At 64.8% G+C, this 25844-nt stretch carries 25 protein-coding genes; 19 read left to right on the forward strand and 6 right to left on the reverse strand.

Annotation, left to right across the window (positions count from 1 at the left end; translation table 11 throughout):
- Positions 1-89: 89 nt before the first annotated feature.
- The 13 genes from gyrB (at position 90) to ACT6SE_RS21225 (ending at position 12826) form a co-directional block, all read left to right on the forward strand.
- Positions 90-2549 carry a DNA topoisomerase (ATP-hydrolyzing) subunit B gene (gene gyrB / locus ACT6SE_RS21165; protein ID WP_014645407.1) on the forward strand — a complete coding sequence of 820 codons (2460 nt, stop codon included), beginning with the start codon at positions 90-92 and terminating at the stop codon, positions 2547-2549.
- Positions 2550-2616: 67 nt separating this feature from the next.
- Complete coding sequence (locus ACT6SE_RS21170) at positions 2617-3465, forward strand: CPBP family intramembrane glutamic endopeptidase (RefSeq protein ID WP_046433405.1); 849 nt, start codon at positions 2617-2619, stop codon at positions 3463-3465.
- A gap of 71 nt (positions 3466-3536) precedes the next feature.
- Positions 3537-4343 carry a M48 family metallopeptidase gene (locus ACT6SE_RS21175; protein ID WP_014645409.1) on the forward strand — a complete coding sequence of 269 codons (807 nt, stop codon included), beginning with the start codon at positions 3537-3539 and terminating at the stop codon, positions 4341-4343.
- Positions 4344-4475: 132 nt separating this feature from the next.
- A complete protein-coding gene (locus ACT6SE_RS21180; protein ID WP_014035419.1) occupies positions 4476-5669 on the forward strand; it encodes a tetratricopeptide repeat protein in 1194 nt (397 codons plus the stop codon).
- 143 nt (positions 5670-5812) lie between these two features.
- A complete protein-coding gene (locus ACT6SE_RS21185; protein ID WP_444811053.1) occupies positions 5813-6472 on the forward strand; it encodes an energy transducer TonB in 660 nt (219 codons plus the stop codon).
- Between the two features lie 94 nt (positions 6473-6566).
- A complete protein-coding gene (exbB, locus tag ACT6SE_RS21190; RefSeq protein ID WP_005411738.1) occupies positions 6567-7328 on the forward strand; it encodes a TonB-system energizer ExbB in 762 nt (253 codons plus the stop codon).
- A 61-nt stretch (positions 7329-7389) separates the two neighbouring features.
- The gene (locus ACT6SE_RS21195) at positions 7390-7815 is read left to right on the forward strand and encodes an ExbD/TolR family protein (protein WP_005421196.1); all 426 of its coding nucleotides are present in this window, start codon (positions 7390-7392) and stop codon (positions 7813-7815) included.
- A 3-nt stretch (positions 7816-7818) separates the two neighbouring features.
- Positions 7819-8232 carry an ExbD/TolR family protein gene (locus ACT6SE_RS21200; RefSeq protein ID WP_005411740.1) on the forward strand — a complete coding sequence of 138 codons (414 nt, stop codon included), beginning with the start codon at positions 7819-7821 and terminating at the stop codon, positions 8230-8232.
- Positions 8233-8405: 173 nt separating this feature from the next.
- Positions 8406-9866, forward strand: coding sequence for a cardiolipin synthase (cls, locus tag ACT6SE_RS21205; RefSeq protein ID WP_032957944.1), 1461 nt, complete (start codon positions 8406-8408; stop codon positions 9864-9866).
- A 40-nt stretch (positions 9867-9906) separates the two neighbouring features.
- Positions 9907-10176 carry a hypothetical protein gene (locus tag ACT6SE_RS21210; protein ID WP_014645412.1) on the forward strand — a complete coding sequence of 90 codons (270 nt, stop codon included), beginning with the start codon at positions 9907-9909 and terminating at the stop codon, positions 10174-10176.
- Between the two features lie 9 nt (positions 10177-10185).
- On the forward strand, positions 10186-10929 hold the full coding sequence (locus ACT6SE_RS21215) for a pyridoxine 5'-phosphate synthase (RefSeq protein ID WP_014645413.1): 744 nt from the start codon (positions 10186-10188) through the stop codon (positions 10927-10929).
- A gap of 142 nt (positions 10930-11071) precedes the next feature.
- Positions 11072-12163, forward strand: coding sequence for a PA0069 family radical SAM protein (locus tag ACT6SE_RS21220; RefSeq protein ID WP_088375546.1), 1092 nt, complete (start codon positions 11072-11074; stop codon positions 12161-12163).
- A gap of 57 nt (positions 12164-12220) precedes the next feature.
- Positions 12221-12826, forward strand: a complete 606-nt coding sequence (locus ACT6SE_RS21225; protein WP_229653730.1) for a hypothetical protein — start codon at positions 12221-12223, stop codon at positions 12824-12826.
- Positions 12827-12955: 129 nt separating this feature from the next.
- On the opposite strand, the gene ACT6SE_RS21230 is transcribed toward ACT6SE_RS21225, so the two are convergent.
- A protein-coding gene (locus ACT6SE_RS21230; RefSeq protein ID WP_087944428.1) for an IS3-like element ISStma9 family transposase occupies positions 12956-14097 on the reverse strand; the annotation gives its coding sequence in 2 pieces (ribosomal slippage) (positions 12956-13860 and positions 13860-14097; 1143 coding nt in all).
- Positions 14098-14187: 90 nt separating this feature from the next.
- On the opposite strand from ACT6SE_RS21230, the gene ACT6SE_RS21235 reads away from it, so the two are divergent.
- On the forward strand, positions 14188-14391 hold the full coding sequence (locus tag ACT6SE_RS21235) for a hypothetical protein (RefSeq protein ID WP_046427592.1): 204 nt from the start codon (positions 14188-14190) through the stop codon (positions 14389-14391).
- A gap of 207 nt (positions 14392-14598) precedes the next feature.
- Positions 14599-15117, forward strand: a complete 519-nt coding sequence (locus ACT6SE_RS21240; RefSeq protein ID WP_141098666.1) for a hypothetical protein — start codon at positions 14599-14601, stop codon at positions 15115-15117.
- 96 nt (positions 15118-15213) lie between these two features.
- Here the strand turns inward: ACT6SE_RS21240 and ACT6SE_RS21245 are convergent, their stop codons facing one another.
- The 3 genes from ACT6SE_RS21245 to ACT6SE_RS21255 form a co-directional block, all read right to left on the reverse strand.
- Positions 15214-15924, reverse strand: coding sequence for a 2OG-Fe(II) oxygenase (locus ACT6SE_RS21245; RefSeq protein WP_014645415.1), 711 nt, complete (start codon positions 15922-15924; stop codon positions 15214-15216).
- Positions 15925-16032: 108 nt separating this feature from the next.
- Positions 16033-17049: a class 1 fructose-bisphosphatase gene (locus ACT6SE_RS21250; RefSeq protein WP_014035428.1), complete on the reverse strand. Its 1017-nt coding sequence runs from the start codon at positions 17047-17049 to the stop codon at positions 16033-16035.
- Between the two features lie 259 nt (positions 17050-17308).
- Positions 17309-18511 carry an amino acid aminotransferase gene (locus tag ACT6SE_RS21255; protein ID WP_014645417.1) on the reverse strand — a complete coding sequence of 401 codons (1203 nt, stop codon included), beginning with the start codon at positions 18509-18511 and terminating at the stop codon, positions 17309-17311.
- A gap of 171 nt (positions 18512-18682) precedes the next feature.
- Between ACT6SE_RS21255 and ACT6SE_RS21260 the strand changes: the two genes are divergently transcribed.
- Complete coding sequence (locus ACT6SE_RS21260; RefSeq protein WP_046427606.1) at positions 18683-20776, forward strand: TonB-dependent receptor family protein; 2094 nt, start codon at positions 18683-18685, stop codon at positions 20774-20776.
- 79 nt (positions 20777-20855) lie between these two features.
- On the opposite strand, the gene ACT6SE_RS21265 is transcribed toward ACT6SE_RS21260, so the two are convergent.
- Positions 20856-21200, reverse strand: coding sequence for a hypothetical protein (locus tag ACT6SE_RS21265; protein ID WP_046427608.1), 345 nt, complete (start codon positions 21198-21200; stop codon positions 20856-20858).
- Positions 21201-21345: 145 nt separating this feature from the next.
- Here ACT6SE_RS21265 and ACT6SE_RS21270 point away from each other — a divergent pair, with 145 nt between their 5' ends.
- The 3 genes from ACT6SE_RS21270 (at position 21346) to ligD (ending at position 25325) form a co-directional block, all read left to right on the forward strand.
- Complete coding sequence (locus tag ACT6SE_RS21270) at positions 21346-21744, forward strand: hypothetical protein (protein ID WP_014035432.1); 399 nt, start codon at positions 21346-21348, stop codon at positions 21742-21744.
- A 164-nt stretch (positions 21745-21908) separates the two neighbouring features.
- Complete coding sequence (gene ku, locus ACT6SE_RS21275; protein WP_046427615.1) at positions 21909-22829, forward strand: non-homologous end joining protein Ku; 921 nt, start codon at positions 21909-21911, stop codon at positions 22827-22829.
- A gap of 3 nt (positions 22830-22832) precedes the next feature.
- Positions 22833-25325 (forward strand): DNA ligase D, encoded by a 2493-nt coding sequence (ligD, locus tag ACT6SE_RS21280; protein WP_046427617.1) that lies wholly within the window; start codon positions 22833-22835, stop codon positions 25323-25325.
- Between the two features lie 75 nt (positions 25326-25400).
- Here ligD and ACT6SE_RS21285 read toward each other — a convergent pair whose 3' ends face one another.
- Positions 25401-25793 (reverse strand): hypothetical protein, encoded by a 393-nt coding sequence (locus tag ACT6SE_RS21285; protein WP_014645422.1) that lies wholly within the window; start codon positions 25791-25793, stop codon positions 25401-25403.
- Between the last annotated feature and the right edge of the window lie 51 nt (positions 25794-25844).

Raw genomic sequence — 25844 nt, forward strand, 5'->3', positions numbered from 1 at the left:
CCCGGCTGGTATAATTCGGGTTGAAATCCTTTCATTCTCGGCGCATCGCTCCAAGCGGTGGCCGACCTGCGGAGCCTACGGCAAGCGCAATGAGCGACGAACAGAACACCCCGGCAAACAACGGCAATTACGACGCCAACAGCATCACCGCCCTGGAAGGCCTGGAGGCTGTCCGCAAGCGACCCGGCATGTACATCGGCGACGTGCATGACGGCACCGGTCTGCACCACATGGTGTTCGAGGTTGTCGACAACTCGATCGACGAAGCCCTGGCTGGCCACGCCGATCACGTTGCAGTGACGATCCATGCTGACGGCTCGGTCTCGGTGTCCGACAACGGTCGCGGCATTCCGACCGGCAAGCACGAGCAGATGAGCGCCAAGCTCGGTCGCGAAGTGTCGGCCGCCGAAGTGGTGATGACCGTCCTGCACGCAGGCGGCAAGTTCGACGACAACAGCTACAAGGTGTCCGGCGGCCTGCACGGCGTCGGCGTCAGCGTGGTCAACGCGCTGTCGCAGAAGCTGCTGGTGGACGTGTTCCAGAACGGCTTCCACTACCAGCAGGAATTCAGCAACGGCGCCGCCGTGACCGCGCTGGCCAAGCTGGAAACCACCACCAAGCGCGGCACCACCGTGCGCTTCTGGCCGTCGACGGTCGCCTTCCACGACAACGTGGAATTCCACTACGACATCCTGGCTCGCCGCCTGCGCGAGCTGTCGTTCCTGAACTCCGGCGTCAAGATCGTCCTTGCCGACGAACGTGGCGATGGCCGTCGTGATGACTTCCACTACGAAGGCGGCATCCGCAGCTTCGTGGAGCATCTGGCCCAGCTGAAGACCCCGCTGCACCCGAACGTCATCTCGGTCACCGGCGAGCACAACGGCATCGTCGTGGATGTGGCGTTGCAGTGGACCGACTCCTACCAGGAGACGATGTACTGCTTCACCAACAACATTCCGCAGAAGGACGGCGGCACCCACCTTGCCGGCTTCCGCGGTGCGCTGACCCGTGTGCTCAACAACTACATCGAGCAGAACGGCATCGCCAAGCAGGCCAAGATCAACCTGACCGGCGATGACATGCGCGAAGGCATGATCGCGGTGCTGTCGGTGAAGGTGCCGGACCCGAGCTTCTCCAGCCAGACCAAGGAAAAGCTGGTCAGCTCCGACGTGCGCCCGGCGGTGGAAAACGCCTTCGGCGCGCGCCTGGAAGAGTTCCTGCAGGAAAACCCGAACGAAGCCAAGGCGATCGCCGGCAAGATCGTCGACGCTGCGCGTGCACGCGAAGCGGCGCGCAAGGCCCGCGACCTGACGCGCCGCAAGGGCGCGCTGGATATCGCCGGCCTGCCGGGCAAGCTGGCCGACTGCCAGGAAAAGGACCCGGCGCTGTCCGAACTGTTCATCGTCGAGGGTGACTCGGCAGGTGGCTCGGCCAAGCAGGGCCGCAACCGCAAGAACCAGGCGGTGCTGCCGCTGCGCGGCAAGATCCTCAACGTGGAACGCGCACGCTTCGACCGCATGCTGTCCTCCGACCAGGTGGGTACGCTGATCACGGCCTTGGGCACCGGCATCGGCCGTGACGAGTACAACCCGGACAAGCTGCGGTACCACAAGATCATCATCATGACCGACGCCGACGTCGACGGCGCCCATATCCGCACCCTGCTGCTGACCTTCTTCTACCGTCAGATGCCGGAGCTGATCGAGCGCGGTTACGTCTACATCGGCCTGCCGCCGCTGTACAAGATCAAGCAGGGCAAGCAGGAGCTGTACCTGAAGGACGACCCGGCGCTGGACAGTTACCTGGCCAGCAGTGCGGTGGAAAACGCCGCGCTGGTGCCGGCCACCGGCGAACCGGGCATCGAAGGCCTGGCGCTGGAAAAGCTGCTGCTGGCCTATGCCGCCGCGCTCGATTCCATCGAACGCAATGCCCACCGCTATGACCGCAACCTGCTCGAAGCGCTGGTCGATTTCGTGCCGATGGACATGGACAGCCTGCGCAATGCGGGCGAAGGCGAAGGCCTGGATGCGCTGGCCAAGCGCCTCAACCAGGGCAGCCTGGGCAGCCCGCGTTTCAGCCTGGAACTGCAGGAGGCCAACGAGGAGCGCCCCGCCGCCGTGCTGGTGACCCGTCGCCACATGGGCGAGGAGCACATCCAGGTGCTGCCGCTGTCGGCGTTCGAAAGTGGCGAACTGCGTGCGATCCACCAGGCCTCCAAGCTGCTGCACGGGCTGGTGCGCGAAGGTGCAACGATTTCCCGCGGCGCCAAGTCGATCGAAGTCGACAGCTTCGCGAAGGCGCAGAACTGGCTGCTCGAGGAGGCCAAGCGCGGCCGCCAGATCCAGCGATTCAAGGGTCTGGGTGAAATGAATCCGGAGCAGTTGTGGGATACCACGGTGAACCCGGAGACCCGTCGCCTGCTGCAGGTGCGCATCGAGGATGCGGTCGCTGCCGACCAGATCTTCAGCACCCTGATGGGCGATGTGGTCGAACCGCGTCGTGACTTCATCGAAGACAATGCGCTGAAGGTCGCCAACCTGGATATCTGACACAATCGGGACCTGGCCGGTGCGCGGGGAGCTGCACCGGCCTTCGTCCCTTGAACGCAGGTACCTGATGTCCGCATCCGCCCCGGTCTCCGCCGCTCCGCCTCCGGTTCCGCCGCCGTCTACCCCGCCGCGCGCCGTGGCACCGTTGGCAGGTTTCTTCATCGACCTGGGCATCGCCGCCGTCACCCTGGTCGGCCTGAGCATGGTCACCGGACTGTTCTGGGGCTTCTACCGTGCGATCGTGGTCAGCCGCGCCAACGTCGCGGCCAATGGCGGTGCACTCACACCTGACAGCGCCGGCGCGGCAGTGGGCCAGCCCGGGGCCCTGGCCCAGATCCTGATGGCCCTGATCGCCACCGGTGGTGCCGCGCTGCTGCTGTACTTCTGGCGGCGCCCGGCGAACGCCGGCGAACGCCTGGCCTCGCGACAGGCGCTGCAGCGTCCTTCCACCTGGGGCTGGACCCTGCTGGTGGCCACGCTGATCGTGGTTGGCAGCAACGGCGTCGCCTTCCTTTCCAAGCAGTTCGGCATCGAGCCGGTGCCGACCAACGTGGAACTGATGCAGAGCGCGATCGCGCGCTTCCCGTTGTTCCTGGTGCTGTTTGCGGTCGTCCTCGCCCCCGCCTACGAAGAGCTGCTGTTCCGTCGTGTCCTGTTCGGGCGCCTGTGGCAGGCCGGCCGCCCCTGGCTGGGCCTCATCCTCAGCAGCCTGGCGTTCGCCCTGGTCCATGAAGTGCCCGGTGTCAGCAAGAACTCGCTGCTGGGCATGGCGCAGCTGTGGCTGGTCTACGGCGGCATGGGTGCCGCCTTCTGCTGGCTGTACCGCCGCACCGGCACCCTGTGGGCGGCGATCACGGCGCATGCGCTGAACAACGCGGTGGCGCTCGCCGCAATGGTGTTCCTGGGGTCAACGTAACGCCGTGCCCGCTTGACGAAAGATTAAGCAGGTACGCTACACACTGCGCACATGAACACGGGGGCGGACCCATGAAACAACTGCTGCTGGCTCTAGTCATCACCACCGTGGTCAGTGCCTGTGCGACCACCACCTCGCCAACCGGAAGACGGCAGATGGTGGGCGGCGTATCGCAGGCACAGCTTGACCAGCTCGGCGCGCAGGCGTTTGCCGAGACCAAGCAGAAAGAGAAGATCAGCACCGATGGCCGCCAGAACGGCTACGTGCAGTGCGTGGTCAACGCGTTGGTCGCGCAGTTGCCGCCTCAGTACCGTGGCGTACGGTGGGAGACCGCCGTGTTCGTCGACAAGGAACCGAACGCCTTTGCCCTGCCCGGCGGAAAAGTGGGCGTGAACACCGGCATTTTCACCGTCGCCAAGAACCAGGACCAGTTGGCTGCCGTGATCGGCCATGAGATCGGCCATGTCATCGCGCGTCACCACGAAGAACGCATCACCCGGCAGATGGGCGCGCAGACCGGCCTGGCCGTGCTGGGCGCGCTGGCCGGTGCCGCCTATGGCGATGGCGCCGCCAGCACGGTCAACCAACTGGGTGGGATGGGCGCGCAGGCGGCCTTCCTGCTGCCGGGTTCGCGCACGCAGGAAAGCGAGGCAGACGTGATTGGCCAGCGGCTGATGGCGCAGGCTGGATTCAACCCGGCCCAGGCCGTGGACCTGTGGCAGAACATGATGGCCGCCAGCGGCGGTCGCAGCCCGCAATGGCTGTCCACCCACCCCGATCCGGCCAACCGGATCCAGGAGCTGCGACGTGATGCACCGGGCCTGACGCCGGTCTACCAGCAGGCGCAGGCGGCCGGGCTGCGGCCAAAGTGCGGATGAGTGCGCAGTTCTATGCTGTATTGCAGCACATAAAACGATTTCTCACGCCATCTGTTTCTGATACGTTTGGCGGCTCAGATTTTTCTGACAGTCCGACTTTGCCGCTATCCGGCGGTTCGATCGAGGTGAACGATGATTTTCCGTAACCACAAAGCTGTGCTTTCCGTCCTCGTCGCGACCGCCCTGACCGGCGCCGTGGTCACCGATGCCTTTGCGCAGTCCTCGCGTTCCTCCGACCGTGGCAGCCGCGGCGGTAGCAGCAAGCAGGCCAAGGCCGAACCGCTGTACCCGAATGCGACCCGCCAGGAGCCGACCGCCAAGGCCTCGGCCAAGATGGGCAGCAAGCTGCAGAAAATGATCGACAGCTACAACAAGGAAAAGTTCCCGGAGACGCGCGAACAGGCTGACGCGATCCTGGCCGACAGCGCTTCCAACGAGTACGACAAGTCGCTGGCCGCGCAGCTGGCCTCGCAGGCCGCCTACCAGACCGACGACGTGCCGGGCGCCATCGCGTATCTGAAGCAGGTGATCCAGTTCAACGGCCTGGACAACAACGGCCACTTCCAGTCGATGCTGATGCTGGGCCAGCTGCAGCTGCAGGAAGACAAGACCGCCGAAGGCCTGGCCACCCTGGACAAGTACTTCGCAGAGAGCAAGTCGACCAAGCCGGAAGAGCTGATCGCCAAGGGCCAGGCGCTGTACCAGCTGGAGCGCTACCAGGAAGCGATCCCGGTGCTGAAGCAGGCCATCGCCGGCGCCGCCGAGCCGAAGGACAACTGGAACCAGCTGCTGATGGCGGCCCTGTCCGAAGCCGGCCAGACCGGTGAGGCCGTGCAGGCCGCAGAAGCGCTGGCGGCCAAGAACCCGACGGACAAGAAGGCCCAGCTGAATCTGGCCAACATGTACATGCAGGCTGACCAGATGCCGAAGGCCGCCGCGGTGATGGACAAGCTGCGCAGCAGCGGCCAGCTCACCGAAGAGCGCGAGTACAAGCAGCTGTACTCGATCTATGCCAACACCGAGAACAAGGAAAAGGACGTCATCGCGGTCATCAACGAAGGGTTGCAGAAGGGCATCCTGAAGCCGGATTACCAGGTCTACCTGGCGCTGGCCCAGTCCTACTACTACTCCGACCAGGTGCCGCAGGCGATCGATGCGTGGCAGAAGGCTGCCCCGCTCTCCAAGGACGGTGAGACCTACCTGAACCTGGCACGCGTCCTGCATGCCGAAGGTCGCGTCCCCGAGGCCAAGCAGGCCGCCCAGCAGGCGCTGGCGAAGGGCGTGAAGAACCAGGCGGATGCCAAAAAAATCATCAACCTGAAGTAAGTAGGAATAACGCCTGAATGCCTGCTCAGTTGATGCGCAGGCGCTCAGGATTGGTATAAGCTTGGAGGTTCCTGCGGTGTCATGCACCGCTGATCAGGGATCCCGCCCCCGGGATTCCGGCCCCACTATTGAGCTCTTGGCGCATGACGGAACAACTAGTCGTTCACCGGTACGAACAACCCGATGACAAGGGGCTGAGCTGGCCTCGCATCGTCGGCATCGCGTTTGTAATTGCCCTGCATCTGGCCGCCTTCATGATGCTCCTCATTCCCGCCGTGGCTCCCAAGGCCGTCGCGGAGAAGGAGCGCAACGTCATGGTGACCATCGTCGACGCGCCGCCGCCGCCCCCACCGCCGCCGCCGCCGCAGGATACTCCGCCACCGCCGGTGAAGAATCTGTCGCCGCCGAAGCCGTCGCCCGTACCGCCGCCGCCGCAGGCGCCGGTCGTGGACGTGCCGGAGCCGCGCCCGAACGATATCGTCACCCCGCCGTCGCCCCCGTCGCCGCCGGCTCCGCCGACCTCGATCGAGGCCAGCGTGGACATCTCGTCGAAGGCCATGAATCCGCCGCGCTATCCGCCGGCCGCCTTCCGCGCGGGCATCCAGGGCGAAGTGATCCTGATCATTGATGTCGATGCCAACGGCAACGTCACCAATGTCACGGTGGAAAAGTCCAGCCGTAACCGCGACCTGGACCGTGCTGCGATGGAAGCAGCTCGCAAGTGGCGCTTCAACGCCGCTGAATCTGGCGGTAAGAAGGCGGCAGGTCGCGTTCGCGTCCCGGTCAACTTTGCGCTGAACTGATGCGTCCGGGTGGCCCTCCGGCCACCCCCGCTCCCGGTTCGATTGTTTAGCTTAGCTACACCCTTTATCACCACACACAACAAAGGTAAGCGTCATGCTGCAGGAAATTTTCATCGCCGCTGCTGCCGGGGGCAATCCGTCCAACGCCCTGTCGCAGATGGGCTTCGAGCACCTGATCCACGAAATGACCACCAAGCCGGGTGATTTCGCGGTTTCCTGGGTCGTGCTGCTGACCCTGATCGCCATGTCGGCCATGTCCTGGTACTGGACCGTCATCAACATCTTCCGTGCCACCCGCCTGAAGAGCGCCGCTGACCGCGTCGTCAGCCTGTTCTGGGACACCCCGAACGCGCAGGACGCCATCCGTGCGATGGAAGAGCAGCCGGCTTCGGAGCCGTTCTCGAAGATCGCCCTGGACGCTGCCCAGGCCGCTGCCCACCACCAGCGCGCTGAAGGCGGTGCTACCGGCGGCGTCGGTGAGAACCTGAGCCGTTCGGAGTTCGTCGACCGCGCTCTGCGCCAGGCCGTCACCCGCGAAAGCAACAAGCTGCAGTCGGGCATGACCCTGCTGGCCACCGTCGGCGCGACCGCTCCGTTCGTCGGTCTGCTGGGTACCGTGTGGGGCATCTACGGCGCGCTGATCAAGATCGGTGCCACCGGCTCCGCTTCGATCGACGCCGTTGCCGGCCCGGTGGGTGAAGCGCTGATCATGACCGCGATCGGTCTGTTCGTCGCAATCCCGGCCGTGTTCGCCTTCAACTTCTTCAGCAAGATCAACAGCGCGACCATCAGCAAGTTCGATACCTTCGCGCACGACCTGCACGACTTCTTCGCCACCGGTTCGCGCGTCCGCTAATTGCGGCGCGCGTCACCCAGCGACGAAGTAAGTAGTCACCAAGATCTAGACGGAGCCCGTTATGGCTTTCAGTAGTGGTAACAGCGGCGGCCCCATGGCCGACATCAACGTTACGCCCCTCGTGGACGTGATGCTGGTGCTGCTGATCATCTTCATCATCACGGCGCCCCTGATGTCCCACAAGGTCAAGGTGGATCTGCCGGAAGCCAACCTGATCCAGAAGCCGGAAGATGCTGAAAAGCGTCCGAACCCGATCACGCTGGCAGTCAAGGAAGACGGCTCGATCTACTGGAACGACGAAGAAATCAACAAGCAGACTCTCGAGTCCCGCTTGGCGACCGCCGCACAGCAGACCCCGCAGCCGCCGCTGAACCTGCGTGGTGACCGCACCACCAAGATGCGCGTCATCAACGACCTGACCAAGGTCGCGCAGGAACAGGGCATGCTGGACGTCGGCTTCGTTGCGACCAAAGAAAAGGGGCAATAAGCCATGGCATTCAGTAGTGGTGGTGGCAAGGGCCCCATGGCAGACATCAACGTCACGCCCCTCGTGGACGTGATGCTGGTTCTGCTGATCATCTTCATCGTGACCGCGCCGATCATGACGTACCCGATCGCCGTGGACCTGCCGCAGCGCGTGCTCAACCCACCGCCGCAGCTGGTCGAACCGCCGCCGCCGATCGAATTGAAGATCGACGCCAGCAACCAGGTCTCGTGGAACAACAGCCCGATCAATACCAGCGAGCTGCAGCAGCGGATGGAGCAGGAGGTCCAGCGTGACCCGACCAACCAGCCGGAACTGCGCATCGACGCCAGCCCGGATTCCGAGTACGACGTGATGGCCAAGGTTCTGGCCGCCGCGAAGAATGCTCAGATGAAGAAGATCGGATTTGTGCAGCAGTAAACGCTACACCGCAATACAACAGTCATGACGCGACTGCAGACGCCCCTGGAAACAGGGGCGTTTTTTTGTGTTCTCGTCGTGGCGCACGGGTTGGGCTCAGATCCCTTTTCCTGAGGAAAGGGATCTGAGCCCATCCGACCCCATCCGGCAGCAGGCGCCGCTATGATCGGCGGATGCTCGCCCTCTTCGACTCCCTGCGCCATTGGCTCGACGGCATCGCCCACCTCGGCACGATCCTGGCGGTGGCCTACCTGCTCTACCTGTTCGCGCTGGCGGGCTGGATCATGCTGCAGAAGCGCGAGCCGGTGGCCACGCTGAGCTGGATCCTTTCGCTGGCACTGCTGCCCTACCTCGGGCTCTTCATCTACTACCTGCTGGGGCCGCAGAAGGTGAAGCGGCAACGGCTGCGTCGTGGCCGTGCACGCTCGGGCATGGAGCACTACAGCGATGTCTGCCCGCCCGATTCGGACTGCACCGAGCTGGCCAAGGTTGCCCAGGCCACCACCGGACTGGCGCCCAGCAGTGCCACCGAGGTGACCTGGCTGGTCGACGGCGCAGCCACCTATGCCGCGCTGCTCGACGCGATCGCGCAGGCGCGCGACCACGTGCACCTGGAGTACTACATCTTCAACCCCGACCATGCCGGCACCGCACTGCGCGATGCCCTGGTCGAACGTGCGCAGGCCGGTGTGCAGGTGCGCCTGCTGCTGGATGCGGTGGGCTCTTCCGCCCTGCCCCGGCGCTTCCTGCAGCCACTGCTGGACGCCGGCGGCGAAGCGATCTGGTTCCATCCGCGACAGCTGCTGAAGCCGTTCAAGCGCCCGTGGCTGAACCTGCGCACCCACCGCAAGCTGGTGATCGTCGACGGTCGCCTCGCCTTCACCGGCGGCATCAACATCACTGACGAGGAAGACGAGAGCCGCAGGCCCGACGCTTATCGCGACCTGCACATGCGTATCCGCGGCCACGTGGTGCGCAGCCTGCAGCTGGTGTTCGCCGAGGACTGGCTCTATGCCAGTGGCCAGGACCACTCGCGTTTCGACATCGCCCGCCTGTGGCCGGCCGACATGCCGCTGCGTGCGGATGGACCGATCAGCGCCCAGGTGCTGGTGTCCGGGCCCGACTCGGGCTGGGAGACCATCCACCGCCTGCACGTGGCGGCGATCCAGGAAGCACACGAGCGCGTGTGGCTGGTGACGCCCTATTTCGTGCCCGGTGAAGCAGCGAGGATGGCGCTGACTTCGGCCGCGCTGGGCGGCCTGGACGTGCGCCTGCTGGTGCCGAAGATGAGCGACTCCTGGTTCGTCACCCAGGCCGCACGGTCCTACTTCGACGAACTGCTGCACGCGGGCGTGAAGATCTACGAGTACGGCCCGCGCATGCTGCATACCAAGGCGTTCATCGCCGACGACGATGTCTGCATCGTCGGCAGCGCCAACTTCGACCACCGCAGCTTCCGGCTGAACTTCGAACTGTCGATGATGATCAGCGACCGTGACCGCGTCGCTGCACTGGCCGAACTGCTGCAGGGCGAATTCGACCGTTCCACGCGGGTGCACGACCAGGCCGGCCGCTCGCTGTGGCTGCACCGCCTGCCCGAGGCCTTCGCCCGGCTGGCCTCGCCGCTGCTCTGACGCAGCGCTACACTGCGGCGATCATCCGGGGAGCCCGACTATGTACTGGTTGTACCTGCTGCTGGCGCTGGGCTGCTTTGCCTTCGCCCTGAAGACCCCGAGCGCGGGGTTGATGACCCTGTGCCTGCTGGCGGCGCTCGGCTTCCTGCTGGCCTGGGTGCGCGGCCGCTACGTGGCCCGCTTCGGTGACCTGCAGCGCGACCCGGCCACGCTGATCGATGCCGAGGAGCTGCGCCGCCTGCGCGAACAGGCCCAGGCCCGCCGCACTGACGACCACAACGACCACGACCCGTCCCCTCTTTCCAAGTAGTTCCGTTCCATGACCCAGCTCAGCGTCAACGTCAACAAGATCGCCGTCCTGCGCAATTCGCGCGGCGGCGCCGAACCGGACGTGGTGCGTGCCGCCCAGGCCTGCCTGGATGCCGGCGCGCATGGCATCACCGTGCATCCACGGCCGGACCGCCGGCATATCACCGCCGAGGACGTGCTGGCCCTGTCCACGCTGACCCGCGCGCGTGGCGTTGAATTCAACATCGAAGGCAACCCGTTCGCGCCGCCGCGCGAGGGCTACCCGGGGCTGCTGCCGCTGTGCGAACAGACCCGTCCGGCGCAGGCCACCCTGGTCCCCGATGATGACGGCCAGATCACCTCCGACCACGGTTTCGACTTCGAACGAGATGCCGAGCGCCTGCGTCCGCTGGTGGCTGCGCTGAAGGCCATGGGGTGTCGGGTCAGCCTGTTTGTTGACGCGGGCAACCCATTGCTGGAGCAGGCAGCTGAGGTGGGGGCGGACCGCATCGAGCTGTATACCGGGCCCTATGCAGAGGCGCATGCGGCGGGCGATGCCGATGCGATGCTGGCGCTGTTCGCCACTGCTGCCCGACGAGCGCAGGCCGTCGGCCTGGGTGTCAATGCTGGCCACGACCTGTCGCAGGACAACCTGCGCGACTTCCTGGCCCACGTGCCGGAGGTGCTGGAGGTGTCGATCGGTCACGCGCTGATCGGCGAGGCACTGTATGACGGGCTGGATGCCACCGTGCGCGGGTACCTGGCGCTGCTTTGATGCATTGCAGCCGAGCGTAGGCTCGGCTCCACAAGGTCTCTGCATCAACTGTAGAGCCGAGTCCATGCTCGGCTCAGCCTCGCCCTGAACCCTTCAGGCGGCCGTCGCAGCCATTGAGACGGCCACGACGTACCCTGCCGCAATGGGTATTGTGATCAAGGGCCGAGGTTCCACGTCCCACCTTGCCGGGCGCTTTGAAAGCACCGTCAGCGAGGCGGTGGACGACGGCTGGGCGGTCGACGAAAGCGAAGAATTCCTCGCCCCGCGCCTGCGCACCGAAGTACGCGCCGAAACCGCGCGCAGCATCATCACCCGCAACAACTCGCCCGACGTCGGCTTCAGTCAATCGGTGAATCCCTACCGCGGTTGCGAGCACGGCTGCTCGTACTGCTTCGCCCGCCCTTCGCATGCCTATCTGAACCTGTCGCCGGGGCTGGACTTCGAGACCAAGCTGTTCGCCAAGACCAATGCGCCGCAGCTGCTGCGCAAGGAACTGTCGAAACCGGGCTATGTGCCGCAGCCGATCGCACTGGGCATCAACACCGATGCGTACCAGCCGATCGAACGCAAGTTCAAGCTGACCCGCCAGCTGATTGAAGTGATGCTGGAGACCCGGCATCCGTTCTCGCTGATCACCAAGAACGCGCTGGTCGAGCGCGACATCGATCTGCTCGCGCCGCTGGCCGCGGAGAACCTGGTCAGCGTGCACTTCTCGGTGACCTCGCTGGACCCGCATCTTTCCGCGAAGCTGGAACCGCGTGCATCAGCGCCACATGCACGGCTGCGCGCGATGAAGCGCCTGCATGACGCCGGCATTCCGGTCGGTGTGATGGTGGCGCCGGTGATTCCCTGGATCAACGACAGCGAGCTGGAAGCCGTGCTGGAGGCTGCGCACGGCGCAGGTGCGAGCACCGCCGGTTACGTGCTGCTGCGCCTGCCGCTGGAAGTGGCATCGCTGTTCCGCGACTGGCTGGATACGCACCATCCCGATCGCGCTGCGCACGTGATGAGCACCATCCAGCAGCTGCGCGGCGGCAAGGACTACGACAGCCAGTTCGGCACGCGTATGCGTGGCCAGGGCGTGTATGCCGATCTGTTGAACAACCGGTTCAAGCTGGCACGCAAGCGTCTGGGCTTCAATGCACAGAACAGCCATTGGCCGAAGCTGGATTGCAGCCGGTTCCAGAAGCCGCTGCCGCCGAAGAAGGAGTCGCCGCAGGGCAGTCTGTTCTAGGGCTCTGGACCGCAGCGCGATCCACCGGTAACAATCCACACCCTGCCGCATCGCCTGGTGTTGTACACGATGAAATGCAGTCACTGCTTCCGTGCCAGTGGTCTTCTTCTCTGCCTTGCGACCCTGCAAGTCCAGGCCCGCGCCCTGCACGAATGCATCGTCGTTCCGCAGGCCGCGGTCGTCACTGAAATGCCGGCTGGCCTGGACGAGTTCGAACAACGTTTGTGGACAGCAAATGCAGGTCAGGTGGTCAGCAAGGGCACCGACACCCTTCTTCTGCTTCGCCTGTTCTCGGAATCACCGGGCGTGATGGATTCCCAAGAGTTCACCAAGGTCACCGGCACCCTGTCTGGATACACTCCGTCCTCTGAAGGGATTCCGGCCGTGCTCGGCGCACGCCTGAGCAGTGGCAGCGCGGGCTTCGCGCACAAGGGAGACTACTGGTTGTCCGATTCAGCGGATATCGAACTACATCGGCCGCACAAGGGCGACAGTCGGATCGAAGTCAAAGTGACGGCTGTTGGATGGAACAGCTATCGAAAGGAGGACCGTTCCTTCTATCTCCAGTTCACCTGTCAACTCGAGGAGATCCCCGTCGAGAAGCTCAGTGCCTGGCAAGGCGGCAACGGCAACCTCTTGGGATCCTTTGGACCTGCCAGATAATCGAGCGGATCAACCTTTACCCAATACTGGCTTATTTCGATGTATCTGGAACAATGCGATAACTGAAATGAAGATCATCCACCGGCTCGGCATCGCGTTCTGAATCGCCCAGGGTTTTCTAGACAGTCGTCAGCCGTTTAGTGCGTACTGCTTCTCGAACTCTACCGGGGACAGCCCGTCGTTGGAACTGTGCCGCCGTTTTGGGTTGTAGAACATCTCGATGTACTGGAAGACGTCGGCCCGTGCCTCGTCGTGATTGCTGTAGATCCTCCGCTTAATACGCTCCCGCTTCAGTAGCTGGAAGAAGCTCTCCATCGCTGCGTTGTCATGGCAGTTTCCTCGTCGACTCATGCTGCACACGATGTCGTGCTCGCGCAGGAAGCTCTGCCAGTCTTCGCTGGTGAACTGGGTTCCCTGGTCGGAGTGAAGCAGAAGCCCGGGGCTTGGCTTGCGCCGCCACACTGCAGCCAATAGCGCCTGCAAAACCAGGTCCGTATGTTGAGTTGGTCGGGTTGCCCATCCAACGACCTGACGCGAAAACAGATCAAGCACTACCGCCAAGTACAGGAAGCCGTCGTACGTGCGGATGTAGGTGATGTCCGTGACCCACGCGCGATTTGGCTCACTGACTTTGAAGCCGCGAGCCAGAACGTTCTTGGCGACTGATCCAACAGGGCCGCTCAATGGGCGTGGTCGCCGACCGTAGCCGACCATTGCCCGCAGCCCCTCGCTCTTCATCAAGCGTGCCACGCGATGACGACTACACGTCTCGCCAAGCTCGCGCAGATCTGTGGTCACTTTGCGGTGGCCATACACAGAGCCGCTTTCCAGCCAGCTGTGCTTGATTAGGCCGAGCAACCGCTGATCGTCCTTGTCGCGAGCGCTTGCCGGCTCTTTTAGCCAGGCGTAGTAGCCACTGCGATGGACGCCAAGCATCCGACACATCGCCGCGAGGCCGAACTCATCTGCGTGTTGCTTCATGAAGGCGTACTTTGCTCTTACCCCTTTGCAAAGTACGCGGCGGCTTTTTTTAGGATGTCTCGCTCTTCAGTGACCCTGCGTAGCTCAGCCTTGAGGCGGCGCACTTCCGCGTTCTGGTCCTGCTCGACACGCCGGCCAACATCGCCTTTGCCTTGTTGCCGCTTCCAGCCGTAAAGACTATGGATCGACACGCCCAGTCGCTCGGCAACCTCCGCTACCGGACGGCCGTACTCAACGATCTGTCGGACCGCCTCGATCTTGAACTCATCGGTGTACCGCTTCGTGCTCATAACCACCTCCGCCTAAGCCATAGTTTATGGCTGCGAGGTGTCTACGGAACCCTGGGCGATTCAGTTTGTGCGATCGCGATCTGGAGAGTGATGAAGATTCTACTTTGGGTACCTGTTGGTTTATTTGCTTTGCTGTCATTGAGAGCAATCGCGTTCGTCGCCTATCAAGGGCTAAATGGAACTGCCTTCGAGGAAGAGGAAATCATTGTCGCGGGGATCGGATTGGTCTGCGGCTGGATCGCCTGGGTCATGCACAAGACCTTGATCAGGCCAGGTAGGAAGCCGAGACCCTGATTCTGAGCCGGTGGTTCCGGGCGAGCTGGTCGGTGTCGACCGCCGTGGTTACGACGCGAGCGATATAAAAAATTCGCACCGTACAAGTAGATGTTTCTGGGGAGCGCGACTGTGCGAACGAGATTGTTGATTGCGCTTGTTCTAGGCTTGAGCTGCAGCGCGTGCGCGTCGCTGCTTCCTGGTAGCCATAAGATCAGCGCCTTCTACGTGTCTAACGCCAACTCTGATGTGACCGGCTGCGAAAGGTCTGACTACAGGGAAATTTCACTTGCGTGCCATCGGATTGTTGATGGCGACAATGTCGTAGTGGCATTGCGCGAGTACACAGCGACCAAGATTGAGAATGAAAGATACAGGAAGCTGACATTGATCCTTCCCCCGAATCTGGCGGAGGGCGATGTCTTCAGTTTGACGGAGGGTGATATCAGGGCGTTCTACAGCACTGGCCTTAGCCTGAGACCTGGCAGCACTGGATGCTACGGAAAGGCCGTTTCAGGCAGCGTCGAAATCCTCAGGAAATCCAATGATCTGATGCAGCTTCGCATCAACGCGCGCTTTGATCTCGATAGCCCCGCGGGCTGGAAGGACCACTGCAAGATGCGCGAGCTCAGCTATGAACTGAATGCCATCCGGAGACCGCTGGGTCAGGTGGGCGCCTGGGAAGGCGTGCACGCCCCTGGAGATTCTCTTATCAGCGAGGGCAGCCCGAGTAGCGGATTGCCTTAGGAGATAGCACCAACTGCCCGCACGACAGCACAGGATCTCGGGGGCCCGCTTCTTGATCCGGACAAGATGCTGAGAACATCGAGTGACCAGTTTGCTTCACCCTCCTCCAAACAACTTCTGCGCACTCTGGAACAGGATCCAACTGGTCGCGATGAACTTGTCGCCGCCCTGTGGCCGATTCCCGCGATGGGTGTGGGTGAACGCCGTCGGGGCGATCAACAGGCTGCCGGTACGTGGCGCGATCTTGCGGCCCTGGAACATGAACTCGGTTTCGCCCTCTTCGAATTCGTCGTTGAGGTACAGCGTCCACAGCACATGCCGGTGCAGGGTCTCGGCCTGCGCATCCTTCGGGTACAGCTCGCAGTGCCAGTACGGGTAGCCGCCCTCGCCCGCCGCATACCACTGCAGGTTGATCGCACCCGGGCGCAGGCAGGTGCGGGCCAGGTCGGCCAGCTGCTGCTGCGGCATGTCGGGGAAGTCCTCGGCAGACAGGCGTCGCGGTTGGCCGTTGCTGTCCTGGATCTGCAACATCAGTGGGGCGATCAACGCCTGTGGATAACGGCGTAGATAAGTCAGCAGGCCGTTGAACACCGCAATCTGCAGCTGCTGATCAACATCCCGCCAGCCGTCCAGGCCACTGATGCGCAGATCCTTGCTGTGCTTGAGTTCCGGGAACACGCCACTGCCCACCGCACCGGGCAGCAGGCCACGCGTCGCACGCATGCGCTCGACGATCGCCGCGCAGACCTCGCTGGGGACGGCGTTGTGGATGACTTCGATGAAATCGACCGGGCCCTGCTCGTGCATGCGTGCATTCCTTAGGCGGCAACGGCTTGATGGTGCCGTTTGCCGCCCTCGGTGTCACCCCACGGTCATGTCATCGATCTGCCATGACCGCTGTCAGGCGATCGGTTGTCAGCCCTGTGCGTCGTCGTGTGCGTGGTGGTAGCGCACGGCCTCGGCCACTTCCTCGCGCGAACCGAGGAACACCGGCACGCGCTGGTGCAGCTGGTCGGGCTGGATGTCGAGGATGCGCTCGCGGCCGGTCCAGGCGGCACCGCCGGCCTGCTCGACCAGCAGGCCCATCGGGTTGGCTTCGTACATCAGGCGCAGCTTGCCGGCCTTGGACGGGTCCTTCTTGTCCCACGGGTAGATGAAGATGCCGCCGCGGGTAAGGATGCGATGCACGTCGGCCACCATGCTGGCGATCCAGCGCATGTTGAAGTTCTTGCCGCGCGCGCCTTCCTTGCCTGCCAGCAGGTCGCCGACGTAGGCCTGCATCGGCGCTTCCCAGTGGCGCTGGTTGGACATGTTGATCGCGAATTCCTGGGTGGCCGCCGGGATCTGCATGTTCTCGGTGGTCAGCACGAACTCGCCCTTCTCGCGGTCCAGGGTGAAGGCGTGGGTGCCATGGCCGACGGTCAGCACCAGCTGGGTGCTGGGCCCGTAGATGCAGTAGCCGGCGGCGATCTGCTTGCTGCCCGGCTGCAGGAAGGCGTCGTCGCCCGGCAGCTCGACATTGGTCGGGCAGCGCAGCACGGAGAAGATGGTGCCGACGGAGACGTTGACGTCGATGTTGGAGCTGCCATCGAGGGGATCGAACAGCAGCAGGAAATCACCGCGGGGATAGATGTCCGGCACCGGCTGGCTGTGGTCCATTTCCTCCGAGGCGCAGGCGGCGAGGTGGCCACCCCAGGCGTTGGCTTCGAGCAGGATCTCGTTGCTGATGACGTCGAGCTTCTTCTGCGCTTCACCCTGCACGTTGCCGGTACCGGCGTCGCCGAGCACGCCACCGAGGGCGCCCTTGCTGACGGCGATGGAGATGCTGGTGCAGGCGCGGGCGACGACCGCGATCAGCTGGCGCAGGTCGGCATTGATGCGGCCGGCGTGCTGTTCCTGGATCAGGAAGCGGGTCAACGAAGTACGGGACATGAGCGGGCAGGTCTCGGCAGCGGGAAAACGCCTATTGTCGCCCGTCTGGCGGGGGCGTGCGTGAGCGCGGGAAGGCGTAATCGTTTCCAGATGCGTTGCGCTCGTGGCGCCTTCCTTCTGTAGAGCCGAGCCCGCGCTCGGCTGCTCTTCGTCCTTCATGCCGCACAAGCCGAGCGTAGGCTCGGCTCTACAGAGACCAGGGCGCAAAAAACAAAGGCGCCTTTCGGCGCCTTTGTCCTCAAGCTACTGGAGCGTTGCTTCAGCCCTTGGCGACGGTGGCCACGGCCTTGGCGACGTATTCAAGGTTGTTCTGGTTCAGCGCGGCCACGCAGATACGGCCGGTGCCGACGGCGTAGATGCCGAACTCGTCGCGCAGGCGCTCGACCTGCTCACGGCTCAGGCCGGAGTAGGAGAACATGCCGGCCTGCTCGTTGATGAAACCGAACTGCGGTGCACCGGCAGCGGCCAGCTTCTCGACCAGGCCGTGGCGCAGGGCGTGGATGCGCTCGCGCATCTCGGTCAGCTCCTGCTCCCACATCGCACGCAGTTCCGGGTTGGTCAGCACGCCGGCCACCAGTGCAGCGCCGTGGGTGGATGGGCTGGAGTAGATGGTGCGGATCACGCGCTTGACCTGCGATTGCACGGCCTTGGCGTCAGCGGCGGTCGGCGCCACCATCGACAGCGCACCCACGCGCTCGCCATACAGCGAGAACGACTTGGAGTACGAGTTGGCGACGATGAAGCTGTCGATGCCAGCTTCGGCGATGATGCGCACCGCTGCGCCGTCCTGCTCGATGCCCTTGTCGAAGCCCTGGTAGGCCATGTCGATGAAGGGGAACAGCTGCTTGTCCTTCAGCAGTTGCGCGACCTGCTTCCACTGGGTGACCGTGAGGTCAGCGCCGGTGGGGTTGTGGCAGCAGGCGTGCAGCAGCACCACGGTGCCGGCTTCCAGCTTGCCCAGGTCGGCCAGCATGCCGTCGAAATCGACGCCATGGGTGCCCGGGTCGAAGTAGGTGTAATCCAGCACCTCGAAACCGGCGGCGCTGAACACCGCACGGTGGTTTTCCCAGCTCGGGTTGCTCAGCGCAACGGTGGCGTGCGGCAGCAGCTTCTTCAGCACGTCGGCGCCGACGCGCAGCGCACCGCTGCCACCAACGGTCTGCGCGGTGGTCACGCGGCCGGCGGCCAGCAGCGGCGAATCCTTGCCGAACACCAGCTCACGCGTCGCCTGCGTGTACGCCGGCAGGCCATCGATCGGCAGGTAGCCGCGCGGTTTGGCTTCAGCGGCGAGCTGCTGCTCGATCTGCTTGACGGCGCGCAGCAGCGGAATGCGGCCGCTCTCGTCGTAGTAGATGCCCACACCCAGGTTGACCTTGGTCGGGCGGCTGTCGGCGTTGTACGCCTCGGTCAGGCCCAGGATCGGGTCGCCTGGGACCAGTTCCACGTTTGCAAAGAAGGACACGGCGGTACTCGTTCGGTAGACGGAAAGGGGGAGGAAGTGCGCTACGCGGTCCGCGGCTTTTCGGCCGGAAACAGCCCATCGTAACAAAGCCTGCCGGGGCTGGCCGCCGCCATCGTCATCCGCGGCCCCGTACCATGGCGTGCGTTGCCGCCCGATCCATCAACCTGAATCATGAATCCCGCCGCACGACGCCGTTGCCTGCCGCTGTCCGCCCTGCTGCTGTCGCCTTGGACGGCGGTGGCCGAGCCTGCGCCCACCGCCCTGCCTGCGGTGCAGGTACAGGCCGCCCGGGTGCCGGGCATCGATCCGTTCGCGCTGCCGGCCAGCCAGGACACGGTCTGGATCGACGCCAGCCGCGCGGGCACCGGTGCGCAGCTGTCTGAGGCGTTGGCCGGGGTCCCCGGACTGCTGGCACGTGACCGGCAGAACTTCGCCCAGGACACGCAGCTGTCGATTCGTGGCTTCGGCGCACGCTCGACCTTCGGCGTGCGCGGGGTGCGGGTGCTGATCGACGGCGTGCCGGCCACCATGCCTGACGGCCAGGGCCAGCTGTCGCATGCCAGCCTGTTGGGCGCCGAGCGCATCGAGGTGCTGCGCGGGCCGTTCTCGGCGCTGTACGGCAATTCCTCCGGCGGCGTGCTGCAGGTCTGGAGCGCGCAGGGCCAGGCTGGTGACCCGTGGCGGTTGCGCGTGAATGCCGGCGCCGACAACGCCCTCAGTGTCGGCGCACAGCTCAAGGGTGCCGGCCCAGCGCTGGACTACAACATCGCGGCCAACCACTTCCGCACCGATGGCTGGCGGGACCACAGCCGTGCGCGCCGCGAATCGCTCAACGCACGCATTGGTGGTGATCTGGGCGGTGGGCGGCTGGAGCTGCTGCTCAATGCGCTGGATGCCCCCGATGCGCAGGATCCGCTGGGCCTGAGCCGTGCCCAGGTGGCGGCTGATCCGCGCCAGGCCACGGCAGTCGCGCACCAGTACAACACCCGCAAATCGGTGCGCCAGCAGCAGGCTGGCCTGCGCTGGACCCGGGAGACCGGGGCACAGCGCTGGCAATTGATGGGCTATGCCGGCCAACGCACGGTGACCCAATACCTGCCGATTCCGCCGGCACCCCAGACCAACAGCCCGCTGCATGCCGGCGGCGTGATCGATCTGCAGGGCAGGTATGGCGGGCTGGACGCGCGCTGGGGCTGGCACGGCGACCTCGCCGGCCGGCCGCTGGACCTGGTGGCCGGGCTCAGCGCCGACCGCCAGCGCCAGCACCGCACCGGCTACGAGAACTTCGTGGGCAGCGCCCTCGGGGTGCGCGGGCGCCTGCGCCGTGACCAGATCGATACCGTGCAGAACGTGGACCAGTTCGCCCAGGCCTGGTGGCAATGGAGTCCGCGCTGGTCGCTGCTGGCCGGGGTGCGCCACAGCGCGGTGCGTTTCGACTCGGACGATCGCTACATCACCACCCGCAACCCGGATGACAGTGGCCACCGGCGCTACCAGGCGACCACGCCGGTGGCAGGCGTCAGCTTCGAGGCCAGCCCGCAGTGGCGCCTGCATGCCGCCGTGGGGCGTGGATTCGAGACCCCCACCTTCAACGAGCTGGGGTATCGCGCCGATGGTCAGGCGGGTCTGGCGCTGGATCTGGCGGCCGCCCGCAGCCGCAGCCTGGAGCTAGGCAGCAAGTGGCACGCACAGGATGGAACCCAGCTCGATGTCAGCCTGTTCCGTGCAGATACCGACGATGAGCTGGCAGTTGCCAGCAACATCGGCGGTCGCAGCACCTATCGCAACATCGGCCGCACCCGCCGCCAGGGTGTGGAACTGCAGTATCGCCAGCCGCTGGCCGAGCAGCTGGAGCTGCAGCTGGCGTGGACCTGGCTGCAGGCGCAGGCGCGTTCGCCGTACCTCACCTCCAACACCCTGGTTGCCGCCGGCAGCCGCCTGCCCGGGGTACCGCGCCAGCAGGCCTCTGCCCGGCTGCAATGGTCGCCCGGCCAGTGGCAGTGGGCGCTGGAGGCCTCCGCCAGCAGTGATACCGTAGTCAACGACGTGGCGACCGAACGCGCGCCCGGCTTCGCCCTGCTGCATCTGGAAGGCGGCCGTCGCTGGGCCCTGCCGGGTGGCGAGCTGCGCGCCTTCGCCCGGATGGAGAACGTGCTGGACCAGGCCTACATAGGCTCGGTGATCGTCAACGATGGCAACGGGCGCTTCTACGAACCGGGACCGGGACGGCGGGCCAACGTCGGCCTGCAATGGTCGTGGCGTTGAAGGGGTAGTGCCGGCCGCTGGCCGGCATCGCGCCGTGCAGGACGTCAGGAGGTTGCCGGCCAGCGGCCGGCACTACCCGTCAGTCGGGGGCCTTGGCTGGCACGAACGGCGATGTCGGGTCGCTGGCCGGGAAGGTCTCCTCCAGCGCTTCGTCCTGGTTGTCGCTGGCGCGCTGCTTGCGTTCGCGGCGCTTGAGCGGGCTTTCCTGGCCACCGCGATGGCGGTCACCGCCATCCTTGCGGTCCTGCGCCGCCTGTTCAGCCTCGTGCTTCACCGGCAGATGGTCGCTCCCGTGCTCGGCATCGAAGAACGGTGCGCCGGTGCCACGGTAGTCGGCGTTGTCGGCATCGCGTTTGCCGCGCTGCTCGCCCGGAATGGGCGGGTGGATTGCGCGCAGCGGGTCGCGGGAGGTCTCTCGGCTCATGGTCTGGCTACCTGCGCTCGGGGTTCCCACTACACCGCGACGCAGGTAAAGCCGCCGCGAACCTGGCGTCATGAACATCTCGCTCACCCGCTGGTAACGGCACCGCGCGTATTCCTGCCCACCCGCCCCGCTGCAGGAGCCGGCCATGCCCCGTCTTGAACGACCCGCACCGTCCGTGTTCAACGCCCTGCTCGATCCGCTCGGCCAACGTACCGCGCAGCGCCGCACGCGCCGCCATGAGGATCCGCAGGCGGTGGCCCAGGACTATCTGCAGTACATGCTCAGTGACTACGAGGAACGTCGCGGGCAAAGTCATCGCAACTGGCGTGACCTGTGCCCGGTCTATGCCTTCGCGTTGACCACCCATGCTGCCGACTGGCCGCGCGGTGACGCTGCCGATACCTGCGAGGAATTGGCCGAGCACTGGGAACAGATGCGCGGGCAGTCGCGGCTGGGCTGGTCGCAGGCGCGACCGGTGGTGGAGGACGCCTGGCGCGCGCTGGACCATATTCCGGCGGCGGCGGTGAGGCCGTTGCTGCAGTAGTGCCGGCCGCTGGCCGGCAACCCCAGGACACTTGAGGCCGCGAGCTCTGCCGGCCGGCGGCCGGCACTATCGCACCTGCGTGGAACCCACGTGCACGGTATCGACACGGGTGGTTTACACCGCCCATCTGAAGCTGGGTGCCCTGCCCCATCAGAGGTGCGTCCATGGCCCGCCCGATCTGGACCGGTACGCTGTCCTTCGGACTGCTCAATGTGCCGGTGTCGCTGATGTCCGGCGAACGCAAGGTTGACCTGCAGTTCCGCATGCTCGACTCGCGCGATCGCAAGCCGATCCGTTTCGAAAGGGTCAACGCCGACACCGGCGAGGAAGTGCCCTGGAAGGACATCGTCAAAGCCTATGAGTACGACAAGGGCAGTTATGTTGTGCTGGAGGAAGGCGACATCCGCTCGGCGGCGCCGGAAAGCCACGAAGCGGTGGAGGTGGAATCCTTCGTGGACGCAGCGCAGATCGACCCGCGCTACTACGAGAAGCCGTACCTGCTGGTGCCCGGCAAGAAGGCCGAAAAGGGCTACGTGCTCCTGCGCGAAACGCTGCGCAGTACCGGCAAGGTAGGCATTGCCCGGGTGGTGGTGCGCACGCGCGAGTACCTGTGTGCGGTGATGCCGCATGCGGACGCGCTGGTGCTGATGATCCTGCGCTATCCGCAGGAACTGGTGGATCCCGAGGACTACAAGCTGCCTGCCGGCAAGCTGTCCGACTACCGCATCACCAGCAAGGAAACGGCGATGGCCGAGCAGTTGATCGAGTCGATGTCCGGCGATTGGGACCCATCGCACTACCACGATGAATTCCGCGAGCGCCTGCAGCAGGTGCTGAACAAGCGCATCAAGTCCAAGGGCGGCACCACGCGGCTGGAAGATGAGCCCGCACCACACGAGGATGCGACAACGAACGTTGTCGACTTCATGGCGTTGCTGCAGAAGAGCCTGGATGCGAACAAGCGCACGCCGGCGAAGAAGGCCGCAACGCGCAAGGCAGCTGCAAAGTCGACGGTGAAGAAGGCCGCAAAGAAGACAACGAAGAAGGCTGCGAAGAAGGCCGCACCACGGCGCAAGGCAGGTTGAACCATGTCGCTGCACCAGTACCGGCGCAAGCGCCGGCTTGGCGGAGGCACAGGGCAGACGCCGGAGCCTGACGACACACCCGCACGCGGTGATCCGCAGCGGCGGCCAACCTTCGTCATCCAGCTGCATCATGCCAGTTCGCGCCACTATGACTTCCGCCTTGAGATGGACGGCGTGCTGAAGAGCTGGGCGGTGCCGAAAGGTCCTTCGCTTCGCGTCGGCGAGAAGCGGCTGGCCGTGGAAGTGGAAGATCACCCGTTGTCCTACGCTGGCTTCGAGGGCGACATTCCCGAAGGCCACTACGGCGCGGGGCACGTGGAGGTGTTCGATCAGGGCACCTGGGCCTGCGAAGGCGATCCACTGCAGGCGCTGGCAGCTGGAAAGATCGACTTCGTACTGCATGGACAACGCCTGGCCGGTGGCTGGAAGCTGGTGCGCACGGTAATGAAGGGACGCCAGGTGCAGTGGCTGCTGATCAAGCGCGACGACGAGCAGGCGCGCGATGCCGAAGCAGACGATCTGCTGGACGCGCACGTGCCCAAGCGCGCATCCACCGTGATGAAGCGCACTGGGGGGAAGGCAGGGCGTGCTGTGCCCGCCGCACGCACGGCTACCCGCAAGGCCGATGCACGCTGGCATGCGCGCGCGCTGAAACTGGACGGCGCACGTGACACGCCCTACCCGCATGGGTTCAAACCGCAATTGACCGATCATCGCGACAGCGCGCCGGACGGCGCGCGTTGGCTGCACGAGATCAAGTGGGACGGCTATCGCCTGCTGGCCGATCTGCACGACGGCGAGGTGAAGCTCCGCTCCCGCAATGGCCTGGATTGGACCGATGACTTCCCCGAGGTCGTGCAGGCCGTGCAGGCGCTGCCGGTGCGCGATGCGCGCCTGGACGGTGAGCTGGTGGTGCTGGACAAGGAAGGGCGCAGCGATTTCGCAGCGTTGCAGCGCGTGATCGATGGAAGCTCGAAGCAACCGCTGCGCTACATCGTGTTCGATCTTCCGGGTGTGGCCAACGCGGACATCAGTCGTGCGCCATTGCTGGAACGCAAAGCGCTGCTGAAGGATCTCATCGGACCGGTGCCCGGCATCCTGGCCTTCAGCGAACATGTGATCGACCAGGGCCCGCAGGCGTTCGATGCCAGTGGCCAGGCCGGATTCGAAGGCATCGTCAGCAAGCAGGTGGATGCCCCGTACGTGAATACCCGCGCGCGCAGCTGGGTGAAGGTGAAGCACGAAGACACCGACGAGTTCGTGATTGTCGGCTACACGGCCCCCAGGGGCTCGCGGGTGGGTTTCGGATCATTGTTGCTGGCAACGCCGGACAAGGAGGGTCTGCGCTATGTGGGCCGCGTCGGTACCGGCTTCGACGACGAGAACCTGCGCGCGCTGCTCAAGGCATTGCAGCCACTGGCAGTAAAGACGCCCGTGCTGCAGCTTCCGGCGCATGTGCCGTTCCGCGCCGCCAGCGTGCGCTGGGTGAAGCCGGTGACGGTGGCGGAAGTGGCGTTCCGTGGCTGGGGCAAGGAAGGCCTGCTGCGCCAGGCCAGTTTCAAGCGGCTGCGCAGCGACAAGCAGAAGGAGGACCTGGGAATGAGCAACGCAACAGCAGTTGCTGAAGCCGGGGGTGAGGTCCAGATCACGCATCCGGAGCGGGTGGTGTTTCCCAGTCAGGGACTGGGCAAAGGCGACGTGGCCGACTATTACCGGCGCATGGCGCGCTGGATCCTGCCCGAAATTGCCGGACGGCCGCTGTCATTGCTGCGCTGCCCCGATGGGGTGGGCAAGGCCTGTTTCTTCCAGAAGCATCATGGCCCCGGCCTGGGCGACGCGGTGCACGCGGTGCCCCTGCAGCAGAAGAGCGGCCGCGAGGACTATGTCTATATCGACGACGCACGGGGCCTGCTTCAGCTGGTGCAGATGAACACGCTGGAGCTGCATCCGTGGGGTGCGACCGTAGCAGACACCGAGCATCCGGATCGACTGGTATTCGATCTCGATCCTGGCGACGGCGTCAGCTGGGCACAGGTGAAATCGGGTGCACGTGATGTGCGTGATCGTCTGCAGCAGGTGGGCCTGGAGAGCTTCGTGCGGCTGTCTGGCGGCAAGGGGCTGCATGTGGTGGTACCGCTGCAGCCCAAGGCTGGCTGGGACGAGGCGAAGGCGTTCTGCGAGGCCTTTGCGCAGGCAATGGCAAAGGAGCAACCTGATCGCTATGTGGCGACGATGAGCAAGGCCAAGCGCAGTGGCGTCATCTTCATCGACTGGTTGCGCAACACCCGAGGGGCCACCAGCGTGTGCTCGTGGTCGCTGCGCGCGCGCGATTCCGCCGGTGTGGCAGTGCCGCTGCGCTGGGAGGAACTGGCGCGTATCAGTGCTGCCGACGCCTTTCCCATGGGCAAGGCGCTGGCGAGGGCGCAACGCCTGAAGAGTGACCCATGGCAGGGCATCGCGCAGTTGAAGCAGACGCTGCCGCGCATGGACCTGTAGAGCCGAGCCCATGCTCGGCTGCCTGTGTCGATGTGCATGAAAGCCGAGCATGGGCTCGGCTCTACAAAGGCGGCGTTACCCTGCGTCGCGCGAGGCGCGCCGGCCGAACCACCAACCGGCCAGCAGTTGCAGCGGCAGCGATGCCAGCAGCGAAATGACGAACCAGAACGGGAAATCCGCACCGGCCGTCCACATCGCGTAGCCACAGCCCAGCGCGATCAGCGACCAGATCGAGAAGCCATGCGAACGCGGCCAGCAGGGGGCGTAATAGGTGGCAAAGGAAACGCCCGCGATGCCACCAAGAACGCTGAAGGTGAGGTCCCAGCCCAGCTGCACGCTGTTGTTGTCCGGCGACAGGCCCAGCAACGGGGGCAGCCAGCTGGCGACGCTGCTGACCAGCGCAAGCGACAGGACGCCGCCGATCAGGGCGACGATGGACAGGAACAGGGTCTTGAGCAGGCCGGGCATGCGCGCATTGTACGGCGGCCACAGAGTGCCCGCGTTGCCGGCCAGCGGCCG

Origin of the sequence: Stenotrophomonas sp. LC732 (genome assembly GCF_052446685.1) — a bacterium.
Classification (GTDB): domain Bacteria; phylum Pseudomonadota; class Gammaproteobacteria; order Xanthomonadales; family Xanthomonadaceae; genus Stenotrophomonas; species Stenotrophomonas muris.